12 protein-coding genes are annotated in these 17,268 nt (G+C 69.4%); 8 read left to right on the top strand and 4 right to left on the bottom strand.

Annotation, left to right across the window (positions count from 1 at the left end; genetic code table 11):
- Window positions 1–47: 47 nt before the first annotated feature.
- A complete protein-coding gene (locus B0W80_RS14560; protein WP_076999872.1) occupies window positions 48–1,208 on the bottom strand; it encodes a YjgN family protein in 1,161 nt (386 codons plus the stop codon).
- 106 nt (window positions 1,209–1,314) lie between these two features.
- Between B0W80_RS14560 and B0W80_RS14555 the strand changes: the two genes are divergently transcribed.
- Window positions 1,315–1,926 carry a glutathione S-transferase N-terminal domain-containing protein gene (locus B0W80_RS14555; protein ID WP_076999871.1) on the top strand — a complete coding sequence of 204 codons (612 nt, stop codon included), beginning with the start codon at window positions 1,315–1,317 and terminating at the stop codon, window positions 1,924–1,926.
- A gap of 391 nt (window positions 1,927–2,317) precedes the next feature.
- Here the strand turns inward: B0W80_RS14555 and B0W80_RS14550 are convergent, their stop codons facing one another.
- The gene (locus B0W80_RS14550) at window positions 2,318–2,896 is read right to left on the bottom strand and encodes a glutathione peroxidase (RefSeq protein ID WP_076999870.1); all 579 of its coding nucleotides are present in this window, start codon (window positions 2,894–2,896) and stop codon (window positions 2,318–2,320) included.
- A 139-nt stretch (window positions 2,897–3,035) separates the two neighbouring features.
- Here B0W80_RS14550 and B0W80_RS14545 point away from each other — a divergent pair, with 139 nt between their 5' ends.
- Window positions 3,036–3,893, top strand: a complete 858-nt coding sequence (locus B0W80_RS14545; RefSeq protein WP_076999869.1) for a ferritin — start codon at window positions 3,036–3,038, stop codon at window positions 3,891–3,893.
- Between the two features lie 55 nt (window positions 3,894–3,948).
- The gene (locus B0W80_RS14540; RefSeq protein ID WP_076999868.1) at window positions 3,949–4,899 is read left to right on the top strand and encodes an RNA polymerase sigma-70 factor; all 951 of its coding nucleotides are present in this window, start codon (window positions 3,949–3,951) and stop codon (window positions 4,897–4,899) included.
- Between the two features lie 37 nt (window positions 4,900–4,936).
- Here the strand turns inward: B0W80_RS14540 and B0W80_RS14535 are convergent, their stop codons facing one another.
- A complete protein-coding gene (locus B0W80_RS14535) occupies window positions 4,937–6,067 on the bottom strand; it encodes a septal ring lytic transglycosylase RlpA family protein (protein WP_076999867.1) in 1,131 nt (376 codons plus the stop codon).
- Window positions 6,060–8,831 (bottom strand): bifunctional [glutamate--ammonia ligase]-adenylyl-L-tyrosine phosphorylase/[glutamate--ammonia-ligase] adenylyltransferase, encoded by a 2,772-nt coding sequence (glnE, locus tag B0W80_RS14530; protein ID WP_076999866.1) that lies wholly within the window; start codon window positions 8,829–8,831, stop codon window positions 6,060–6,062. The genes B0W80_RS14535 and glnE overlap by 8 nt, the downstream gene beginning before the upstream one ends.
- A 25-nt stretch (window positions 8,832–8,856) precedes the next feature.
- Between glnE and B0W80_RS14525 the strand changes: the two genes are divergently transcribed.
- From B0W80_RS14525 to B0W80_RS14505, 5 genes are all read left to right on the top strand, one after another.
- A complete protein-coding gene (locus B0W80_RS14525) occupies window positions 8,857–12,987 on the top strand; it encodes a YhdP family protein (protein ID WP_076999865.1) in 4,131 nt (1,376 codons plus the stop codon).
- A gap of 37 nt (window positions 12,988–13,024) precedes the next feature.
- Window positions 13,025–13,840: a carbon-nitrogen hydrolase family protein gene (locus tag B0W80_RS14520; RefSeq protein ID WP_076999864.1), complete on the top strand. Its 816-nt coding sequence runs from the start codon at window positions 13,025–13,027 to the stop codon at window positions 13,838–13,840.
- Between the two features lie 42 nt (window positions 13,841–13,882).
- Window positions 13,883–15,940 (top strand): ATP-binding protein, encoded by a 2,058-nt coding sequence (locus B0W80_RS14515; RefSeq protein ID WP_143684630.1) that lies wholly within the window; start codon window positions 13,883–13,885, stop codon window positions 15,938–15,940.
- Window positions 15,941–15,986: 46 nt separating this feature from the next.
- Window positions 15,987–16,613 carry a response regulator transcription factor gene (locus B0W80_RS14510; protein WP_076999862.1) on the top strand — a complete coding sequence of 209 codons (627 nt, stop codon included), beginning with the start codon at window positions 15,987–15,989 and terminating at the stop codon, window positions 16,611–16,613.
- A gap of 184 nt (window positions 16,614–16,797) precedes the next feature.
- The gene (locus B0W80_RS14505; RefSeq protein WP_143684626.1) at window positions 16,798–17,100 is read left to right on the top strand and encodes a hypothetical protein; all 303 of its coding nucleotides are present in this window, start codon (window positions 16,798–16,800) and stop codon (window positions 17,098–17,100) included.
- Window positions 17,101–17,268: the final 168 nt, after the last annotated feature.

Genomic DNA, 17,268 nt, shown 5'->3' with positions numbered 1-17,268 from the left:
TCGGCTTTCTGCTGGCGTGCGGGCGCTTTCGGGTGGCTGGACGGCGCTCACATGCCGATGTCCAGGCCGAACAGGTCCGCCGCCATGTCGCCGGCCGCGCCGGGGTCTTCGCGGCGGGCGACCTGGCTGATCTGGTCGAGCCCGACGCGCGTGTGCAGGGCGACGGCCTCCAGCTGCGCGCGCCGTGTCTTGACGACTGCAAAGGGCCAGTAGAAGCCGAGCGTCAGGAAGATCAGCAGGTAGTTGCGGCACTGCAGGCCCAGGTAGCCGCCCAGCTTCAGCTGGCTGTCGAAGCGCAGCACTTCGTTGCCGGTGGTCGACCACAGCAGGTTCTGCAGCCGCACCTGCAGGTACGACTTCGGCAGGATGTTCAAGAGCAGGATGCCAGCGAAGCCGGCCAGCGCGGCCGTGACCACGAAGCCGACACCCATGCCGGCCTTGCGGCCGATGAACGCGAACAAGCCCACCGCCACGAACACGACGATGGCGGCCACGAAGCTGATGCCGATCAGCTTGATGAAGATGCCGTAGAGCACGCCCAGGTCGGCCTTGAGCCGCGTTTGCAGCGGTCCGATGGCGTAGTGGTCGTGCTGATAGCGGCGGATTCGCCACAGGAAGTAGGGGATGCCGGCCATGAACGCGAGCATGCAGATGCCGACCACGCCGCCGAGCATCGGCGGCAGTTCGGGCCTGGCATCGGCATCGGCCGGCACGCTGCCCATCGCACCCGCCAGCGCCACCGGCAGCAGCGCCAATGCCAGGGGCGGCAGCATGCTGGCGTAGGCGCCCCGCAGATCGCCCGCGAAGTGGAAGCGCAGTCCGCGCCAGCTCGTGTTGGCCAGGCGGAATCGCATCGAGGCGCGGAACAGCGCCGGCCACAGGGCGACGAAGGCCAGCGCCGCCACCAGCGCGGCCCAGCCCGAGAAGTTGCTGCCCACCGAATAGGCGATCAGGAATCCGGCGGCGATCAGGGTGCCGCGCAGCATCTTCACCGGCTCGCCGTGGAAGTCGAGCGCATCGCCTCCGACCCAGGTGTTGCTGTAGAAATACTTGAGCTTGCGCACCTTCGCCCACGGCAGATAGATGCCCAGGGTGACGACGATGAGCAGCAGGTTCACGATCCAGATGCGGAAGTACTCGCTGCCGCTGGCCGTGAACTCGATCGGGTGCTGCTCGGGCGCGCTTGAACCAGGCGCTTCTGTGTCCATTTCTCCACCTTCTCCCTCGGTTGGCGTGGACACGGATTCTGCATCGGGCGCGTTCCCCTAGAATCAAAACGCTACAACGACCACCCCGGAGGGGGAGAGAGCCCGCATGAAACTGATCGGATCCGCTGCCAGCCCCTATGTGCGCAAGGTGCGCGTGGTCATGGCCGAGAAGCGGCTCGACTACCAGTTCATCGTCGAAGACGTCTGGTCCGCCGACACGACCATCGCCAGTTCCAACCCATTGGGCAAGGTTCCTTGCCTGATCATGGACGGCAGCGAGGCGATGTTCGACTCGCGCGTGATCGTCGAGTACCTGGAGACCCTGTCGCCCGTCGGCAAGCTCATCCCACAGCAGGGCCGCGAGCGCGCCGAGGTCAAGACCTGGGAGGCGCTGGCCGATGGCGTGATGGACGCCGGCATCCTCTTGCGCCTCGAAGCCAACTGGGCCGGCCGCGCCGACGGCGAGCGCAGCCAGGCCTGGATGGACCGCCAGCGCGCCAAGGTCGACGCCGGCATCCGCGCCATGGCCAAGGGCCTGGGCGACAAGCCTTTCTGCAGCGGCATCCACCTGAGCCTCTCCGACGTCGCCGTCGGCTGCGCCCTGGGCTGGATCGGCTTCCGCTTCCCCGACATCGACTGGCGCGGCGACCACCCCAACCTCAACAAGCTCTACGACAAGCTCATGCTCCGCCCCAGCTTCGCCGACACCGCCCCCTGAAGGACAAGGACAAAGCAGCGCTCGGCACAAGCCAGCTCGCCCCCAAAGCAAAAGCCCCGCACCGCGGGGCTTTTTGTTGGTGAAACACCGCGGAACCGGCTTTGCCGGGCCGCTGGTGTTGCCCCCGGTAGGGGGCTGGCGAAGCGACACGAAGTGCGCGCAGCCTGGGGGCGAGTGAAAAATGTTGCGAGGCGCCCTGAGACGAAGGAGGGAGGGAGGGAGGAGGAGAAGAATCGCCTCAAGATTTCGACCAGGCGTCAGGCGCCTGGAAGGCCTCGCAACATGTAAACCTGAACATGGGGGACGGGCTTTCACACCCGAACTGTTCAGAGCGCGACGCCCCCGGGCCGGTTCCCAAGCGAGTGGTAAGCGTTTGTGAACGCGCGGCGCGTTACTGCGGGCCGAGCTGTTTCTCGACCTCGCGCACGAAGGCCCTGTCGTCCGGCGAAGTCATGCTCGAATACGACTCCACCACCTTGCCGTCGCGGCCGATGAGGTACTTGTAGAAGTTCCACTTGGGCGTCGTGCCCGAGGTCTGCGCCAACTGCTTGAACAACGGGTTCGCATCCGCCCCGCGCACGGACGACTTGGCGAACATCGGAAACTTCACGCCGAAGGTGCTTTCGCAGAAGTCGGCGATCTCCTTGTTCGAGCCCGTCTCCTGCGAAAAGTCATTGGACGGAAAGCCCAGCACCACCAGCCCGCGCGAGCGGTATTTGCTGTCCAGCGCCTCCAACCCCTTGTACTGCGGCGTGAATCCGCAGAAGCTTGCCGTGTTGACCACCAGCACCACCTTGCCGGTGTACTGGCACAAGGTCTGGGGTTTTTCGTCCTGCAGGCGCGGGAAGGTGTGCTGCAGGATCGCGGGGCAGTTCGCAGGCGCCTTTTCCTGCGCGCTGGACGTGGCCGGCAGCAGGATTCCCAGAGGGGCGGCGACGAATACGAGGGATCGGACAAGGGCGTTTCGCATAAGGTCTTCCAAGGGCTTCCCGGGGGAGAAAGGGTGGCCCGGCCGGACGGCGGCGTGGGCGTCTATACCGCATCATCGCGCGCTTGTCACGGCGGCGCCAAGGTCGGCGACTAAAATCGCGCGGTTCAGAAAGTCATTGATGCTCTACCCGGAACTTTTCAGACAGCTCGAATCCGTCCGCTGGGACATGGACAAGGACATTCCTTGGCAGTCCTTCGACGCGGCTCGCCTGTCGGAAGAACAGGCGCAGACCATCAAGATGAACGCCATCACCGAGTGGGCCGCCCTGCCGGCCACCGAGATGTTCCTGCGCGACAACCGCCATGACAGCGACTTTTCCGCCTTCATGTCGATCTGGTTCTTCGAGGAGCAGAAGCACTCGCTGGTGCTGATGGAATACCTCAAGCGCTTCAGCCCGCAGCACGCGCCCACCGAGCAGGAACTGCACGAGGTCCGCTTCGACTTCGACCCGGCACCTCCGCTCGAAACCCTCATGCTGCACTTCTGTGGCGAGATCCGGCTCAACCACTGGTACCGCCGCGCGGCCGAGTGGCACACCGAGCCCGTCATCAAGCACATCTACACCACGCTCAGCCAGGACGAAGCCCGCCACGGCGGCGCCTACCTGCGCTACATGAAGCGCGCGCTCGAGAAGTTCGGCGACGAAGCCCGTGCCGCCTTCACCAAGGTCGGCGTGCTGATGGCCAGCGCCCGGCGCACCGCCCAGGCGCTGCACCCGACCAACCTGCACGTCAACAAGGCGCTTTTCCCCAACGACACCATCCAGAGCCGCGTGCCCGATCCGGACTGGCTCGAGCACTGGCTCGACAAGCAGATCAAGTTCGACATCGTCTGGGAAAACAAGGTCGGCGACCGCATCCTGCACAACCTGAGCCTGCTGATGAACCGCAGCTTCAAGACCGTGCAGGAGCTGAACCGCTACCGCAAGGAACTGGCGACGTCGCTCGGGCCCAAGGCCGAATACCAAGGCGCCTGAGTCGTCGAGCGCGGGCGGGCCGTCACAAAAGGCCCCGCCGGTTCGTCTCACAGGCATGGACGCTTCGACCCGTACCTTCGATCTCCACCGCAAGCGCTTGCTGGGCATCGCCTACCGCATGCTCGGCTCGGCCGCCGACGCTGAAGACGTGGTACAGGACGCCTGGCTGCGCTGGAACGACGCCACGCTCGACGCGCTGAACAATCCCGAGGCCTGGCTCGTCACGGTGGTCACGCGCCTTTCCATCGACCGGCTGCGCTCCGTCAAGCTCCAACGCGAGCACTACGAAGGCACGTGGCTGCCTGAACCGCTGCTGACCGATGCGCCCGCGTCGCCCGAGCAGATGCTCGAACGGGCCGACGACATCTCCGTCGCGTTCCTGGCCGTGCTGGAGCGCCTGGCGCCCGAGTCCCGCGCCGCCTTCCTGCTGCGCGAGGTATTCGACACCGACTACGCCGATCTGGCGCGCACCCTGGGCAAGAGCGAGGCGGCCTGCCGGCAGCTGGTGCATCGCGCCAAGGCGCAGATCCAGGACGAGCGGCCACGCTTCACCGTCGAGCGCGACGTCCACTGGCGCTTGATGCAGGGATTCGCGCAGGCTGCCGCCGGCGGTGACATGGAGCGGCTGAAGGCACTGCTGGCCGAGGACGCCGAGCTGGTGGGCGACAGCGGCGGCAAGGTGCCGGCCTTCCGCAAGATGCTGCGCGGCGCGCAGCGCATCGCGCAGTACTACTTTTCCGTCCCGCGCCTGCTGGGCGACGGCCTGCGCCTCGAAGTCGTCGAGATCAACGGCGAGCCGGGCTTGCTGCGCTTCTTCAACGGCGCGCTGGAATCGGTGCAGACCATCGAGACCGACGGCGAGCGCATCCTGCGCATCCGCACCCAGCGCAATCCCGAAAAACTGGCGCACATCGCCGCGCACCTCTCGACGCGCGCGATCACCCGGGCCGAACTCGAGGCGCTGCGCACGCCGGCACCCGACGCCGACGCGGCTGACGCGCCCTGACGCGCCTTGATGCGGCCCGGGGAGCGCTTGGGCGCGCTCAGCGGCGCTCGACGATCATCGGCGCGATCTGCAGGCCGTTGCGCACCTGCTCGGCCGTGTCGCGTGCCTGGTCGCGCGAGGCGAAGGGGCCGGCTTGCAGCCGGTAGGTGCCGCGCTCCGCGAACACGTTGAGACTGTTCGCGAGGCCGGGCATGCCGCGCGCCACCTGCTGCTGAAAGCGTTCCACGCCGTCGCGCTGGCTGAAGGCGCCGAGCTGCACCCAGAAGCCGGCCGTTCCGGCGGCGGAGGGCCGCGCGGAATCCTGCGGCGGCAGCGCGGCGGGCGCTGCAGACGTCGGGGCTGCGTCAGGGGCGGGTGAGGTTGGCGGCGCCAGCGTGCCCAGGTCGCGAACCTCCGTCGAGGGCACGGCCAGCACCGGCGAGGTCAGCACGGACGGCACCGCAACGCCGTCGGCGGCTGGCGCAGGAGTCCACGCGGGAGCGGCTGCGCCCGCCACGCCGACCGGCGGCATGCCAGCCGGTGCCGGCGCGGGCATCGGCATCGGCAAGGCTGTCGGCGCCACCGCCGAGGCCTGCGCCAGCGCCGTGTCACCGCGCCGCCAGGTTCCGGCCCGGATGTCCATGTTCGTGATGCGCTCGATCTCCACCGGCGCCACCCCGCGCAGCAGGTCGAGCCGGTAAGCCGCGGTGTAGCTCAGGTCGATGATCCGGTCGTCGTGGAAGGGCCCGCGGTCGTTCACCCGCACGATCACCTCGCGGCCATTGGCCGGGTTGCGCACCCGCACGTAGCTGGGCAGCGGCAGCGTCTTGTGCGCGGCGGTCATCGCATACATGTCGTAGGGCTCGCCGCTGGCCGTGGACTGCGCGTGGAACTTGCGGCCGTACCAGGAAGCCAGCCCGCTCTCGCGCCAGGGCCGGTCGTCCGTGATCGGTACGTAGGAGCGCCCCAGCACCACGTAGGGCTTGCTCGTGCTGCCGCTGTTGCGGATGGCCTCGACGCGCGGCTCGGCGTCCGGCACCTGGCCCAGGCCCGATGGCGGATTGGCGTCCGGCCCGTCGCGCCCGATGCCCGAGCCGCCACTTCGCGGCCCGCTCGCGCAACCCGCCAGCACCAGCAGCACCGCGCCCGCCACGAGCGCCAGGCCGTGCGCGCTCGACCGGCTAGCCAAACACCGCCTTCCAGAGACGAAGCATCGCTTCGCGCTCCGTCACCAGCGCGCTCATCGGCACCTGTGTCGGCTCCTCGTTGAGCCGCGCCCGGTGCTGCACGCGCCGCAACTCGCGGTAGGCCGAGGCGGCGTCTCGGCCCACGCCTTCGGGCAGCAGGCCGGCTTGCTCCGCGCGGATGAGCAGGGCGATGTTGCCCACGTTCGGCACCAGCTCGGGATGGTCCTTCGCCTCGGACAGCACCAGGAACTGCACCGCGAACTCGGCATCGACCATGCCGCCGGGGCTGTGCTTCACGTCGAAGCGGTCGGCCTTGACCGGCCGCGCGGCGCGCACCTTCTCGCGCATCGCCACGATCTCGGCCTTGAGCGCCTCGCGGTCGCGCGGCGCAGCGATCACGGCCTCGCGGATGCGGTCGAAGCGCTCGCACAGCGAGCATTCGCCGCCCTCGGGCTCCGCGGCCATGTCGACGAAGCGCGCGCGCGTCATGGCCTGGTGCTCCCAGGTCCAAGCCGTGTTGCTGCCGCGGCCCAGCTGGTACTTCTCGTAGGCCTCGAAGCTCGTGGTCAGCAGGCCGGAGTTGCCGTTGGGCCGCAGCGCGGTGTCGATCTCGAACAGGTCGCCCTCGCGCGTCTTGACCGTGAGCCAGTTGATCAGCTTGCGCACGAAGCTCGCGTACACCTCGCCGGCGCGTTCGTCGTCGTCGTCGTAGACGAAGACGATGTCCAGGTCGCTGCCGTAGCCCAGCTCTTTGCCGCCCAGCTTGCCGTAGCCGATGATCGCGAAGCGAGGCGCCTCGCGGTGGGCGTTGCGCACCTGCGGCCAGCACCAGCGCGCCGTGATACGCAGCACGGTGTCGGCCAGCAGGCTCAGGTCGTCCGCCACCTGCTCGACCGTGATGCGGCCGTCGACGTCGCGCGCCAGCGTGCGGAACAGCTCCGCGTGGTAGGCGTGGCGCAACAGGTTGAGCAAGCGCTCCTCGTCGGCTTCGCCGGTCTGGCGCAGCGACAGGTGTCGCGCTTCGAGCTCGCGCTCGAACTCCGGGGCCGAGAAGCGGCCGGCCAGCATCTCGGGGCTGGCGAGCTCGTCGATCACGCCGGGGTGCTGCATCAGGTAGCGCGCCGGCCAGCGTGCCGAACCCAGAAGCCGCAAGAGCCGCTCCTGCACTGCGGGCCGCTCGACCAGCAGCGCGATGTAGTTTTCGCGGCGCATCAGCGGCTCGATCCAGTCGGCCCAGCGCAGCGCGCCCTGCTCACGGTCGGCGGCCTGGCCGCGCGCCTCGCCGTCGGGCTCGCGCAGCCACAGGGCGGTGCGCTGCACCAGCTGCCGCAGCCGCACCCGGGTCTCGTCGCGCAGGGCCTGCACGCGCGGGCTGTCGCACCAGGCCTGGATGCGCTCGGCGAAGGCCGCCGGCAGCTCGTCCACCAGGTCGCTCAGGTCGGTCGATGCGCCCTGCGCCGACTTGCCGTTGCAGCGCGTGCAGGGCTGCTTCTGGCCGCCCAGCAGCTTGTCGAACTCCTGCGCCACGAACTCTCGGTGCGCATCGAGCTGCGCGAGGAACGGGCAGCAGCCCTCGTAGCCCATGGTCTCGGCGATCCAGCGCAGGTCGTCGTCCTGCACCGGCAGCACGTGGGTCTGCTGGTCGTCGAGGTACTGGATGCGATGCTCGACGCGCCGCAGGAACTCGTAGGCCGATGCCAGCGCATCGGCCGTCTCCTGCGGCATCAGGCTGGCGCGCGCGAGGCGCTGCAGCGCATCGAGCGTGGGCCGCGTGCGCAACTCAGGGAACTGCCCGCCGCGCACCACCTGCAGCAGCTGCACGATAAATTCGATTTCGCGAATGCCGCCGCGCGACAGCTTCACGTCGTTGGCGCGCTCGGGCCGCCCGGCACTGCGGCGCGCGGCCTGCTCGCGGATCTGCCGATGCAGCGTGCGCAGCGAATCGAACACGCTGTAGTCCAGATAGCGCCTGAACACGAAGGGCAGCACGGCCCCGCGCAGCGCCTGGGCCGAGCCGTCGTCGATGGCGCGACGGGGCGCCACCACACGGCTCTTGAGCCAGGCGAAGCGCTCCCATTCGCGGCCCTGCACCTGGAAATACTCTTCGAGCGCATCGAGCGACACCACGCTGGGCCCCGAGTTGCCGTTGGGCCGCAGTGCCAGGTCGACCCGGAACACGAAACCATGCTCGGTGGTGTCACCCACCATCGCATAGATGCGCTTGACCACGCGCGAGAAGAACTCCTGATTCGCGATGCGGCCGCGCCCCTGCGCATCGCCGGCCGTATCGCCGTCGTGGTCGTACAGGTAGATCAGGTCGATGTCGCTCGACACGTTGAGCTCGCGCGCGCCCAGCTTGCCCATGCCCACCACCCAGAGCTGCGCCTGCCGGCCGTCGGGTGCGAGCGGCGCGCCGTGCTGGAGCTCGAGCTCGGCGCCGGCCTCGCGGCATGCGGTGTCGAGCGCGAACTCGGCAAGGTGGGTGACCGCGGTCGTGACCACGGCAAGCGGCACTTGCTGCCCGCAGTCCAGCGTGACCAGGCGCTCCATCACCAACTGGCGCACGACTCGCAGTGCGTCGGCCACGCCGTCGCCGCGCTCGCGCAGTGCCGCATAAGCCTGCGCCATATGGGGGTGCTGCGGCTCGCCGGCCGGCAGCAGGGCCAACTCGTTCGCATAGCGACGGCGAAGGCGCTGCACGAAACGCGAGTGCGCGGCGAGTGCTGCCGCTGCTTCGATGGAACCGGTCGAGGGGCTCGCAGTCATAATTCCCTTCACAGCGCGATCCTCAATGAACGACACGACGTCTTCCCCTTCACGTCTGCTCAAGATCACCGCTGTTGCGGCGCGCTGGTTGCTGGGTTTGCTGATCGCTGCATGGCTTCTGCTTGCGCTGTCAGTGCTTGTCCTACACAGCTGGATTGTGCCGCGAATCGGCGAGTACCGTCCCGCGCTGGAAGCGCAGGCCAGCAAGGCCATCGGGGTACCTGTTCGCATCGGGTCGATCACCGCCAGCAGCGCTACCCTGTTTCCGAGGTTCGAGCTGCGCGACGTGGTGCTGCAGGACGACGATCAGCGCGAGGCACTGCGGCTCGGCAGGGTGGTGGCCAGCGTGTCGCCGCGTTCGCTGTGGCGCCTGAACTTCGAGCAGCTCTACATCGAGCGGCCCGAGATCGAGGTGCGCAAGGACGCCGCCGGCAAGCTGCACGTGGCCGGCCTCGACATGTCGACCGACACCAGCGGTGAAGGCCGCGGCGCCGACTGGTTCTTCGCACAGCGCGAGTTCGTGATCCAGGGCGGCACGGTGCGATGGACCGACGACAGCCGCGGCGCGCCGCCGCTGCTGCTGTCCGACGTGCAGTTCATCGCCCGCAACGGCCCGCGCAGCCACACCCTCCGCCTCGATGCCACGCCGCCCGCTGGATGGGGCGAGCGCTTCACGCTGCGCGGCCAGTTCCGGCAGCCGCTGCTGTCGGTGCGCAGCGGCAACTGGCAGAGCTGGGACGGCGTCGCCTACGCCGAGCTGCCGCGCATCGACATCCGCCAGCTGGGCCGCTACGTGTCGCTCGACGCCCGCGTGCGCGAAGGCGCCGGTGCGCTGCGCGTGTGGGCCGACATCGACGACGGCCGCGTCACCGGCGGCACGGCCGACCTGGCCCTGCTGCGCGTGGATGCGACCATGGGCAAGGACTTGCAGCCCCTGGTGCTGCGCGGCGTCACCGGCCGGCTGGCCGGCCGCATGACCGACGAGGCCGTGGAGTTCTCCACCGCCAACCTCGAGTTCCAGACCGCCGACGGCATGCGCTGGCCCGGTGGCAACCTGTGGTTCCAGCAAGTCCCGTCCAAAGGCCGCCAGACCGAGCGCGGCGCCGTGCGCGCCGATCGGCTCGACCTGGCGGCACTGGCCATGATCGGCGACCGCCTGCCGCTGCCCGATGCCACGCGCAAGCTCATGGTCGGCCTGGCGCCGCGCGGTTTGGTGGAGCGCATCGACGCCACCTGGCAGGGCCCGGTCGGCGCGCCCGACAAATACCAGGCCCGTGGTCGCGTCAGCGGCCTCGCCATCGCTTCGCAGCCTGCCGACGACCCTGCGCCGCCGGCGCCCGTCGCGAACGCCTCGCGTCCGCGCGGGCCGGTCGCGGCAGCGCCGGTGGCGGAGCCGAAGCCTCCGCCGGTCGGCGCGCCCGGCATCCGCGGCGCCACCATCGACTTCGACGCCACGCAGGCCGGCGGCAGCGCCGTGCTCGCCATTGCCGACGGTGCCCTCGATTTCCCCGGCGTGTTCGAAGAGCCCAGGATTCCGGTCGAACGCCTGTCCGCACAGCTGGCGTGGAAGCGCGACGGCGAAGCGATCCAGCTGCAGGTCGCAGGCCTGAAGTTCGCCAACGCCGACGCGGAAGGCGAGGCCGTCGCCACCTGGCGCACCAGCGAGCCCGCTTCATCGAGCAGCCGCTCGCGCTTTCCCGGCGTGCTCGACCTGCAGGGCAAGCTCACGCGGGCCGACGGCACCCGCGTCTTCCGCTACCTGCCGCAAGACATCCCCAAGCACACGCGCGACTACGTGCGCGAGGCGGTGCAGAAGGGCACCGCCAGCGCCGTCGACTTCAAGGTGCGCGGCGACTTGTGGGACATGCCCTTCAACGACCCGAAGCTCGGCGACTTCCGCATCGCCGCGCGGGTGCAGGACGTGCATTTCGCCTACGTGCCGCCGTCGCTCGGCGACGGCCGGCCCTGGCCGGCCCTCAACGGCCTGTCGGGCGAGCTGGTCTTCGAGCGCTCCGGCATGCTGGTGCGCAATGCGCGCGGGCGCATCGTGGGCGCATCGGGCATCGAGGTCGGCAAGGCCGACGCGCAGATCGCCGACATGGGCCACCCGTCGCCGCTGCTCAAGGTCGAGGCCCAGGCCAAGGGGCCTTTGGCCGAACTGCTGCGCGCCGGCGGGCCGCTGACCGGCGAGGCCGCCCCGACGCTCGCGCGTGCGCGCGCCACCGGCAATGCCGACTACAGGCTGCGCCTGGAGCTGCCCCTGTCCGCCATGGACAAATCGAAGGTGCAGGCCAGCATCGCCTTCGCCGACAACGAACTGCAGTTCCTGCCCGAGGCGCCCGCGTTGACCCAGACGCGCGGCATCCTGAACCTGAGCGAAAGCGGCTTCTCGCTGGCCGGCGTGCAGGCGCGCGCGCTCGGCGGCGCCTTTCGCCTGGAGGGCTCGGGCCGCTACGGCACCGCCGCCACCGAGCTGAACTTCCGCGCCCAGGGCAATGCCAGCGCCGAAGGCCTGCGCGCGGCGCGCGAGGTCGACTGGCTCGCGCGCCTGGCCAAGCACGCCAGCGGCGGCACCGCCTACACAGCGAACTTCTCGCTGCGCGACGGCGCGTCCGAGTTCTCGCTGGCCAGCAACCTGCAGGGCCTGGGGCTCACGCTGCCCGTGCCGCTGGCCAAGCCGGCCGAAGAGGCCATGCCGCTCACGGTCGAGAAGAAGATCGTGCTGCGCGAGGCGCGTGCCAGCGGCAGCGCGCTCGTGCACGACCGGATATCGGTCGAACTGGGCCGCATCGGCTCGGCCTCGTATCTGCGCGACATCTCCGGCAACGAGCCTCGGGTGCTGCGCGGCGGCATCGGCTTCGGCCTGGCCGCCGGCGAGTCCGCCGCGGCGCCCGAGCGCGGCGTGCTCGCCAACATCCAGCTCGCACGCATCGACGTTCCGGCCTGGCAGGCGCTTTTCGGCGACACCACCGGCAAGCCCGCCGAGCGCACACCCGCCGCGGCCGGCGGCGACGACGACGATGACTACATGCCCACCGTGCTCGCGCTGCGGGCGCAGGAGCTCGCGATCGGCGGCCGCACCCTGCACAACGTGGTGATGGGCGGCACGCGCGATGGCCAGCTCTGGCGCGCCAACATCGACGCCACCGAGCTCAGCGGCTATGCCGAATACCGCAGCGACCAGGCCGGGCGTCTCTACGCACGGCTGGCGCGCCTCAAGATCGCCCCGAGCACCGCCAACCAGGTCGAATCGCTGCTCGACGAACAGCCCAGCACGCTGCCCGCGCTCGACATCGTCGTCGACGACTTCGAGCTGCTGGGCCGCCGGCTCGGCCGCGCCGAGATCGACGCCGTCAACCGCGGCGGCGCGGGGCGCGAGTGGCGGCTGAACAAGCTGAGCTTCACCACGCCCGAGGCCAGCTTCAACGCGCAGGGCGCTTGGGCCGCCGCGCCCGGCGGAGCGCGTGGCCGCGCCGAGCCGCGCCGCACCACCATGGACTTCAAGCTCGACATCGCCGACGCCGGCGGGCTGCTCGGCCGCTTCGGCATGAAGGACGTGATTCGCGCCGGCCGTGGCCGCCTCGAAGGCCAGATGCATTGGAGCGGCTCGCCCTTCTCGCTGGACTATCCCAGCCTGGGCGGCCAGCTCAAGATCGACGTGCAGTCGGGCCAGTTCCTGAAGGCCGAGCCCGGCATCGCCAAGCTGCTCGGCGTGCTCAGCCTGCAGGCGCTGCCGCGGCGTCTCACGCTCGACTTCCGCGACGTGTTCAGCCAGGGCTTTTCCTTCGACTTCCTGCGCGGCGACGCGACGGTCGAGCAGGGCGTGGCCACCACCAACAACCTGCAGATGAAGGGCGTCAACGCCGCCGTGCTGATGGACGGCTCGGCCGACATCGCCAAGGAAACGCAGAACCTTCGCGTGGTGGTCGTGCCCGAGATCAACGCCGGCACCGCCGCGCTGGTCGCCACCGCCATCAATCCTGCGATCGGCCTGGGCACCTTCCTCGCGCAGATGGTGCTGAGCCGCCCGCTCATCGCCGCGACGACGCAGGAGTTCCAGATCGACGGCACCTGGACCGATCCGAAGATCGTCAAGGTGCCGCGCCGGCTGCTGCCGGAAGCCCTGGGCACGCCGCAGACGCCGGCGCCCCGCTGAACCCGATCGAACACGTGACGACACCCGGAGCCCATTCATGAAAGTCGCCGCCATCCAGATGGTCTCGGCCATCGCCCGCGAAGCCAATCTCGCTCGTGCCCACGCATTGCTCGGCGAAGCCGCGGCGGCCGGCGCCGAGCTGGCCGTGCTGCCCGAGTACTTCTGCATGATGGGCGCGCGCGACACCGACAAGCTGGGCCTGCGCGAAACCGACGGCGCCGGCACCGTGCAGGGCTTCCTCGCCGATGCCGCGCGCGAGTTCGGCCTGTGGATCGTCGGCGGCACCCTTCCGCTCGAAACCGGCGACGAGACGCACGTGTTCAACAGCTCTTTGGCCTATTCGCCGGCGGGCGAGCGCGTCGCGCGCTACGACAAGATCCATCTGTTCTTCTACGACAACGGCCGCGAGCGCTACGACGAGGGCAACGTCATCTCGCCCGGCAGCCAGCCGGTGTGCTTCGACCTGCCCTCTCGCGACGGGCACCGCTGGCGCATCGGTATGAGCGTGTGCTACGACCTGCGCTTTCCCGAGCTGTACCGTGCGCTCGCGCGGCAGGGCGCCGAGCTGCTGCTGGTGCCCAGCGCCTTCACCCACACCACAGGCTCCGCGCACTGGGAACTGCTGCTGCGCGCGCGTGCCATCGAAAACCTGTGCTGGGTCGTCGCACCCGCCCAGGGCGGCAAGCACGAGAACGGGCGCCGCACCTGGGGCCAGTCGATGGTGGTCGACCCGTGGGGTGGCATCGTGGCTCAACGCGCATCGGAGGAGGGCGTGGTCTGCTTCGATCTCGACGCCGCCCAGATCGAACGTGCGCGCACCCAACTGCCCGCGCTCTCGCACCGCGTGCTCTGAATTCCATCGTCAGCGCTTCACTGGCCCGTGTCCTCCACCGCATTGCCCATCGCCAGAACCGTCCGCGGGGCCGTGTCGGGCCTGCGTTCGCTGCGCTCGCTGCATTCGCTGTGGCAGCGCTGGTTCCTCTGGGTGCTGCTGGCCGTTCTGGTGGTCGCCCTGCTCGCCACCGTGGTCTGGCTCGCCGGCCGGCACGAGGTCGAGCAGGTGCAGACCGTGCTCGACCGGGACACCGCCGACGCCGTGTCCGACCTGCGCAGCGGCCTCCAGCGCAATGCACAGAGCCTGCGCGCCTCGCAGGCGGTGGGGCTCGACCGTGAGCGCTGGCCCGTGGAAGCCGCGGCGCTGCTGCGCGAGCACCGTGAATGGCTGCGGCTCGAATGGCGCGACGGCGCCCTGCGCACGCTGGCCGCGGTCGACACGCCATACCGCCGGCGCGTGTTCGAAGACGCGAGCCGTGGCCCCGAGCAGCCCGACGTCACGCTCGCCTGCGCGGCCGCGCGCAAGACCGGCGCGCCCGCCTATTCGTCGAGCCACTACGTCCCTTTCACGCCGAGCGGCGGCCTCGAAGTCATGGAGCTGTGCCTGCCGGTCGAAGGCGGCGGCTACCTCGTCGCCACCTACTCGCTGCGCGACACGCTCATCGAGCTGGTCGCGCCCACGCTCACGCGCGGCCAGGAGGTCGCCTTCACCGAGGCCGACGGCACGCGCCTGGTGGCGATCGGCGCCGCGCGCCGCGTCGGCACCCGCGTGTTCACGGCCCAGCAACTGGTCGACCTGCCCGGCGCCACCTTGATGCTGCGCGTCGATGGCTGGCGCGCGGCGCCCGACCTCTTCCCCAACCTGCTCACCGGACTGGTCACCGCCATCTCGATCGCACTGGTGTCGGTGCTGGTGCTGCTGGCACGCGACACACGCCGCCGCCTGCGCGCCGAGCACGACCTGGCCGACGCGCTGGCCTTCCGCAAGGCGATGGAGGACTCGGTCATCACCGGCCTGCGCGCGCGCGACCTGCAGGGCCGCATCACCTACGTGAACCCGGCCTTCTGCGAGATGGTGGGCTTCAGCGCCGAAGAGCTCATGGACCATGCGGGCGACGTGCCCTACTGGCCCACCGAGCTGGCGCAGGAGTACCGCCTGCGCCAGAACCAGCGCATGGCCGGCGGCGTGCCCCCGCGCGAGGGCTTCGAGTCGATCTTCATGCACAAGGAAGGCCGCCGCTTCCCCGTGCTGATCTTCGAAGCGCCGCTGATCAACGCGCAGGGCGCCCAGACCGGATGGATGAGCGCGTCCATCGACCTCAGCGAGCAGCGCCGCATCGAGGAGCTGTCGCGCGCCAGCCAGGAGCGGCTGCAGGCCAGCGCACGCCTGGCCACCGTCGGCGAGATGGCCTCGCTGTTGAGCCACGAGCTCACCCAGCCGCTGGCTGCCATCGCCAGTTACGCGAGCGGCTCGCTCAACCTGCTGCGCAATGCCGGCGGTGGTTCCGGCGGCGACCATGGCGAGGTCGCGATGGCGGTGCGCCGCATCGCCGAGCAGGCCGACCGTGCCGGGCAGGTCATCCGCAGCGTGCACGACTTCGTCCGGCGCCGCGACCGCACGCGCGAAGCCGTCGCGCCGCAAGCCCTCATCGAGGCCGTGCTGCCGCTGGTGCGGCTGCAGGCACGCAAGCTCGGCGTGCGGGTCGACGTGCATTTCGAGGAGCGCCTGCCGCGCGTGCAGTGCGACCGCACGCTGGTCGAGCAGGTGCTGCTCAACCTGGCGCGCAACGCCATGCAGGCCATGGACCTGCCGGAGCTGAGCGACCGCGTGCTGCAGTTGCGCGTGAGCCACGCCCGTGCCGTCGGCGAAAGCAGCACGGCGCTCGACAAGACCGACCTGCGCCGGTGGATCGAGTTCTCGGTGGCCGACCGCGGCGGCGGCATCAGCGAGGAAACCTCGGCGCGCCTCTTCACTCCCTTCTTCACCACCCGCCCCGACGGCATGGGCCTCGGCCTCAGCCTGTGCCGCACGGTGGTCGAGCAGCATGGGGGCGCACTGGCCTACGAGCCCAACCGGCCGCGCGGCACCGTCTTCCGCTTTACCCTGCCCACCGCTTGATGGCTGCTCCTCGGCACCCGCGCCTTTCGTCCCGGAATCTCGAAGCATGCAACCCCTTATCGATGCCCTGATCTTCATCGTCGACGACGACGCCATCGTGCGCGAAGCCCTGGCCTGGCTGCTGCGGTCACGGCGGCTGGTGAGCGAGCAGTTCGCGAGCGCCGAAGACTTCGAGTTGCGCCTGGCCGAGGGCCCGCTGGCCGACCAGCCGCACTGCCTTCTGCTCGACGTGCGCATGCCCGGCACCAGCGGCCTGGTGCTCTTCGACCGCCTCGCCGAGCGCGGCCTGCTGGACGTGCTGCCCGTCATCTTCCTCACCGGACACGCCGACGTGCCCACGGCCGTCGATGCGGTCAAGCGAGGCGCCTTCGACTTCTGCGAGAAGCCTTTCTCCGACAACGCGCTGGTCGACCGCATCGAGCATGCGCTGGGCGCTTCGCTGCGCGCCGTCGAGGCGCAGCGCGCGCGCGGCATGCTCACCAAGCGCGTGGAGGAACTGACCGAGCGCGAACGCGAGGTGATGCGGCGCGTGGTCGAGGGTCTGCCCAACAAGCTGATCGCCGACCAGCTGTCGATCAGCGTGCGCACGGTGGAAGTTCACCGGGCGCGGCTGTTCGAGAAGATGGAGGTGAAGTCTGCGGTGGAGTTGGCGAATTTGCTGAGGGATATCTGAGTTCTCGCGGCGGCCTGCGCAGCCCGCGCAAGCCCGCCGCGTCGATTGGCAGGCGTGCAGCGTCTTTCTCGCACTTTGTCGCGCTGCAAGAGCACATTGTTGGATGCTTGTTACGGTTCGACAGCCCTCACGGGGGCACCTGAAGACTCTTTCGCTCGCCAACTCGATCTTTGAGGGGAGAACTATGTTGAACGCATTTCTTGCATGGGCCCACCGCATGGAGGCTGCCGGCGCCAGTCAAAACATGCAGGCGCAAATCACCAAGAGGCAAGACCCGGACAATCCATCGATCAGGCTCGACCTGGAAACGCCGTCGACCTTCGGCCGTGTCATTTTCTGGAAGAGCGGCCACTTCGAAGCCAAGGTCGTCGCGAAGAAAAACTCTGCCGAGATCTACCTGAAGCTCGGCGCCGTCGAGCAAGAAAAACAGGTGCCCAAAATGTTCGCTCCGTTCGTCGGGATGCTGGGCATGGGTCAGCGGCGGTAGTCGTCCAGGGAGGCCTCGATGTTGAATGCATTCCTCGGCTGGGCGAAGCGCGTCCAGTCCAACTGCGCCGGCAAGAGCGTGCGCGCCCGTATCAGCAAGAGAGAGCAGGCAGGCAATCCGTCAGCCCGCATCGACCTGGAGACGCCGCTGGCGCTTGCACGCATCACC

It is taken from the genome of Variovorax sp. KK3, assembly GCF_001984055.1.
In the GTDB taxonomy this organism is placed as follows: Bacteria; Pseudomonadota; Gammaproteobacteria; order Burkholderiales; family Burkholderiaceae_C; genus Variovorax.
The sequence above is the reverse complement of the archived record's forward strand: the minus strand, read 5'-3'. Positions and strand labels throughout refer to the sequence as shown.

Bases quoted from the DNA above. Each gene is read 5' to 3' on its own strand.
- B0W80_RS14555 (WP_076999871.1), top strand. From the start codon at position 1,315: ATGAAACTGATCGGATCCGCTGCCAGCCCCTATGTGCGCAAGGTGCGC.
- glnE (WP_076999866.1), bottom strand. From the start codon at position 8,831: ATGACTGCGAGCCCCTCGACCGGTTCCATCGAAGCAGCGGCAGCACTC.
- B0W80_RS14540 (WP_076999868.1), top strand. From the start codon at position 3,949: ATGGACGCTTCGACCCGTACCTTCGATCTCCACCGCAAGCGCTTGCTG.
- B0W80_RS14520 (WP_076999864.1), top strand. From the start codon at position 13,025: ATGAAAGTCGCCGCCATCCAGATGGTCTCGGCCATCGCCCGCGAAGCC.
- B0W80_RS14550 (WP_076999870.1), bottom strand. From the start codon at position 2,896: ATGCGAAACGCCCTTGTCCGATCCCTCGTATTCGTCGCCGCCCCTCTG.
- B0W80_RS14525 (WP_076999865.1), top strand. From the start codon at position 8,857: ATGAACGACACGACGTCTTCCCCTTCACGTCTGCTCAAGATCACCGCT.
- B0W80_RS14510 (WP_076999862.1), top strand. From the start codon at position 15,987: ATGCAACCCCTTATCGATGCCCTGATCTTCATCGTCGACGACGACGCC.
- B0W80_RS14560 (WP_076999872.1), bottom strand. From the start codon at position 1,208: ATGGACACAGAAGCGCCTGGTTCAAGCGCGCCCGAGCAGCACCCGATC.
- B0W80_RS14545 (WP_076999869.1), top strand. From the start codon at position 3,036: ATGCTCTACCCGGAACTTTTCAGACAGCTCGAATCCGTCCGCTGGGAC.
- B0W80_RS14505 (WP_143684626.1), top strand. From the start codon at position 16,798: ATGTTGAACGCATTTCTTGCATGGGCCCACCGCATGGAGGCTGCCGGC.